The organism is Streptococcus sp. Marseille-Q7156, assembly GCF_965119495.1.
In genome coordinates this window covers 1-4,935 of sequence record NZ_CBCPLU010000004.1, presented here as the reverse complement: position 1 = coordinate 4,935, position 4,935 = coordinate 1, and the positions used below count along the sequence as shown (strand labels likewise).

Here is a 4,935-nt window from a genome sequence, read left to right as displayed (position 1 = left end):
AGCTAAGCGACTTCCATATCTCACAGGGGGCAACCCCCAACTACTTCCGGCGTTCTAGGGCTTAACTTCTGTGTTCGGCATGGGTACAGGTGTATCTCCTAGGCTATCGTCACTTAACTCTGAGTAATACCTACTCAAAATTGAATATCTATTCAAACCAAGAAAACCTCTCGCTTTCATATTCTCAGTTACTTTGGATAAGTCCTCGAGCTATTAGTATTAGTCCGCTACATGTGTCGCCACACTTCCACTTCTAACCTATCTACCTGATCATCTCTCAGGGCTCTTACTGATATAAAATCATGGGAAATCTCATCTTGAGGTGGGTTTCACACTTAGATGCTTTCAGCGTTTATCCCTTCCCTACATAGCTACCCAGCGATGCCTTTGGCAAGACAACTGGTACACCAGCGGTAAGTCCACTCTGGTCCTCTCGTACTAGGAGCAGATCCTCTCAAATTTCCTACGCCCGCGACGGATAGGGACCGAACTGTCTCACGACGTTCTGAACCCAGCTCGCGTGCCGCTTTAATGGGCGAACAGCCCAACCCTTGGGACCGACTACAGCCCCAGGATGCGACGAGCCGACATCGAGGTGCCAAACCTCCCCGTCGATGTGAACTCTTGGGGGAGATAAGCCTGTTATCCCCAGGGTAGCTTTTATCCGTTGAGCGATGGCCCTTCCATACGGAACCACCGGATCACTAAGCCCGACTTTCGTCCCTGCTCGAGTTGTAGCTCTCGCAGTCAAGCTCCCTTATACCTTTACACTCTGCGAATGATTTCCAACCATTCTGAGGGAACCTTTGGGCGCCTCCGTTACCTTTTAGGAGGCGACCGCCCCAGTCAAACTGCCCGTCAGACACTGTCTCCGATAGGGATCACCTATCCGGGTTAGAGTGGCCATAACACAAGGGTAGTATCCCAACAACGTCTCCTTCGAAACTGGCGTCCCGATCTCATAGACTCCTACCTATCCTGTACATGTGGTACAGACACTCAATATCAAACTGCAGTAAAGCTCCATGGGGTCTTTCCGTCCTGTCGCGGGTAACCTGCATCTTCACAGGTACTAAAATTTCACCGAGTCTCTCGTTGAGACAGTGCCCAAATCATTACGCCTTTCGTGCGGGTCGGAACTTACCCGACAAGGAATTTCGCTACCTTAGGACCGTTATAGTTACGGCCGCCGTTTACTGGGGCTTCAATTCATACCTTCGCTTGCGCTAAGCACTCCTCTTAACCTTCCAGCACCGGGCAGGCGTCACCCCCTATACATCATCTTACGATTTAGCAGAGAGCTGTGTTTTTGATAAACAGTTGCTTGGGCCTATTCACTGCGGCTGACTTAAAGTCAGCACCCCTTCTCCCGAAGTTACGGGGTCATTTTGCCGAGTTCCTTAACGAGAGTTCTCTCGCTCACCTGAGGCTACTCGCCTCGACTACCTGTGTCGGTTTGCGGTACGGGTAGAGTATGTTTAAACGCTAGAAGCTTTTCTTGGCAGTGTGACGTCACTAACTTCGCTACTAAACTTCGCTCCCCATCACAGCTCAATGTTATAGATATAAGCATTTAACTCATATCACACCTCACTGCTTAGACAGACTCTTCCAATCGTCTGCTTTAGTTAGCCTACTGCGTCCCTCCATCACTACATACTCTAGTACAGGAATATCAACCTGTTGTCCATCGGATACACCTTTCGGTCTCTCCTTAGGTCCCGACTAACCCAGGGCGGACGAGCCTTCCCCTGGAAACCTTAGTCTTACGGTGGACAGGATTCTCACCTGTCTTTCGCTACTCATACCGGCATTCTCACTTCTATGCGTTCCAGCACTCCTCACGGTACACCTTCTTCACACATAGAACGCTCTCCTACCATACCTATAAAGGTATCCACAGCTTCGGTAAATTGTTTTAGCCCCGGTACATTTTCGGCGCAGGGTCACTCGACTAGTGAGCTATTACGCACTCTTTGAATGAATAGCTGCTTCTAAGCTAACATCCTAGTTGTCTGTGCAACCCCACATCCTTTTCCACTTAACAATTATTTTGGGACCTTAGCTGGTGGTCTGGGCTGTTTCCCTTTCGACTACGGATCTTAGCACTCGCAGTCTGACTGCCGACCATAATTCATTGGCATTCGGAGTTTATCTGAGATTGGTAATCCGGGATGGACCCCTCACCCAAACAGTGCTCTACCTCCAAGAATCTTAATGTCGACGCTAGCCCTAAAGCTATTTCGGAGAGAACCAGCTATCTCCAAGTTCGTTTGGAATTTCTCCGCTACCCACAAGTCATCCAAGCACTTTTCAACGTGCCCTGGTTCGGTCCTCCAGTGCGTCTTACCGCACCTTCAACCTGCTCATGGGTAGGTCACATGGTTTCGGGTCTACGTCATGATACTAATCCGCCCTATTCAGACTCGGTTTCCCTACGGCTCCGTCTCTTCAACTTAACCTCGCATCATAACGTAACTCGCCGGTTCATTCTACAAAAGGCACGCTCTCACCCATTAACGGGCTCGAACTTGTTGTAGGCACACGGTTTCAGGTTCTATTTCACTCCCCTCCCGGGGTGCTTTTCACCTTTCCCTCACGGTACTGGTTCACTATCGGTCACTAGGGAGTATTTAGGGTTGGGAGATGGTCCTCCCAGATTCCGACGGGATTTCTCGTGTCCCGCCGTACTCAGGATACTGCTAGGTACAAAGACTATTTTAAATACGAGGCTATTACTCTCTTTGGCTGATCTTCCCAAATCATTCTTCTATAATCTTTGAGTCCACATTGCAGTCCTACAACCCCGAAGAGTAAACTCTTCGGTTTGCCCTCCTGCCGTTTCGCTCGCCGCTACTAAGGCAATCGCTTTTGCTTTCTCTTCCTGCAGCTACTTAGATGTTTCAGTTCACTGCGTCTTCCTCCTCACATCCTTAACAGATGCGGGTAACAGGTAGTACCTGTTGGGTTCCCCCATTCGGAAATCCCTGGATCATCGCTTACTTACAGCTACCCAAGGCATGTCGTCGTTTGTCACGTCCTTCTTCGGCTCCTAGTGCCAAGGCATCCACCGTGCGCCCTTATTAACTTAACCTTATTTTTGACCTTTCAGTCATAAACTCTTATTAATACTACAGCGTTTTCGGTTTATTTTCTTGTTACTATTTGATATAGATATTCAATTTTCAATGTGCATTACTTGGTGATCTCTCACCAATGGAGCCTAGCGGGATCGAACCGCTGACCTCCTGCGTGCAAAGCAGGCGCTCTCCCAGCTGAGCTAAGGCCCCACAAGACCTCTCAAGACTAAACAAGACCAATGCGCAGTTCCTTATCCTTAGAAAGGAGGTGATCCAGCCGCACCTTCCGATACGGCTACCTTGTTACGACTTCACCCCAATCATCTATCCCACCTTAGGCGGCTGGCTCCTTACGGTTACCTCACCGACTTCGGGTGTTACAAACTCTCGTGGTGTGACGGGCGGTGTGTACAAGGCCCGGGAACGTATTCACCGCGGCGTGCTGATCCGCGATTACTAGCGATTCCGACTTCATGTAGGCGAGTTGCAGCCTACAATCCGAACTGAGACTGGCTTTAAGAGATTAGCTTGCCGTCACCGGCTTGCGACTCGTTGTACCAGCCATTGTAGCACGTGTGTAGCCCAGGTCATAAGGGGCATGATGATTTGACGTCATCCCCACCTTCCTCCGGTTTATTACCGGCAGTCTCGCTAGAGTGCCCAACTGAATGATGGCAACTAACAATAGGGGTTGCGCTCGTTGCGGGACTTAACCCAACATCTCACGACACGAGCTGACGACAACCATGCACCACCTGTCACCTCTGTCCCGAAGGAAAACTCTATCTCTAGAGCGGTCAGAGGGATGTCAAGACCTGGTAAGGTTCTTCGCGTTGCTTCGAATTAAACCACATGCTCCACCGCTTGTGCGGGCCCCCGTCAATTCCTTTGAGTTTCAACCTTGCGGTCGTACTCCCCAGGCGGAGTGCTTAATGCGTTAGCTGCGGCACTAAACCCCGGAAAGGGTCTAACACCTAGCACTCATCGTTTACGGCGTGGACTACCAGGGTATCTAATCCTGTTTGCTCCCCACGCTTTCGAGCCTCAGCGTCAGTTACAAGCCAGAGAGCCGCTTTCGCCACCGGTGTTCCTCCATATATCTACGCATTTCACCGCTACACATGGAATTCCACTCTCCCCTCTTGCACTCAAGTTAAACAGTTTCCAAAGCGTACTATGGTTAAGCCACAGCCTTTAACTTCAGACTTATCTAACCGCCTGCGCTCGCTTTACGCCCAATAAATCCGGACAACGCTCGGGACCTACGTATTACCGCGGCTGCTGGCACGTAGTTAGCCGTCCCTTTCTGGTAAGATACCGTCACAGTGTGAACTTTCCACTCTCACACTCGTTCTTCTCTTACAACAGAGCTTTACGATCCGAAAACCTTCTTCACTCACGCGGCGTTGCTCGGTCAGACTTCCGTCCATTGCCGAAGATTCCCTACTGCTGCCTCCCGTAGGAGTCTGGGCCGTGTCTCAGTCCCAGTGTGGCCGATCACCCTCTCAGGTCGGCTATGTATCGTCGCCTTGGTGAGCCGTTACCCCACCAACTAGCTAATACAACGCAGGTCCATCTGGTAGTGATGCAATTGCACCTTTTAAGCAAATGTCATGCAACATCTACTGTTATGCGGTATTAGCTATCGTTTCCAATAGTTATCCCCCGCTACCAGGCAGGTTACCTACGCGTTACTCACCCGTTCGCAACTCATCCAGAGAAGCAAGCTCCTCCTTCAGCGTTCTACTTGCATGTATTAGGCACGCCGCCAGCGTTCGTCCTGAGCCAGGATCAAACTCTCATTAAAAGTTTGAGTTCTCACTCATTTCTGTCACTGACAGATTTATTGTTTTTT

General features: G+C 50.1%; 1 tRNA gene and 3 rRNA genes. All 4 read right to left on the bottom strand.

The window, feature by feature from the left end:
* Window position 1: 1 nt before the first annotated feature.
* The 4 genes from rrf to ACWPV5_RS10100 all read right to left on the bottom strand — a co-directional run bounded on the left by rrf (window position 2) and on the right by ACWPV5_RS10100 (window position 4,887).
* Window positions 2-117 (bottom strand): 5S ribosomal RNA (rrf, locus tag ACWPV5_RS10115).
* A gap of 76 nt (window positions 118-193) precedes the next feature.
* Window positions 194-3,094, bottom strand: a 23S ribosomal RNA gene (locus ACWPV5_RS10110).
* 123 nt (window positions 3,095-3,217) lie between these two features.
* A tRNA-Ala gene (locus tag ACWPV5_RS10105) sits at window positions 3,218-3,290 on the bottom strand.
* A 51-nt stretch (window positions 3,291-3,341) separates the two neighbouring features.
* Window positions 3,342-4,887, bottom strand: a 16S ribosomal RNA gene (locus ACWPV5_RS10100).
* The 16S, 23S and 5S rRNA genes sit together here with 1 tRNA gene alongside, the layout of an rRNA operon.
* Window positions 4,888-4,935: the final 48 nt, after the last annotated feature.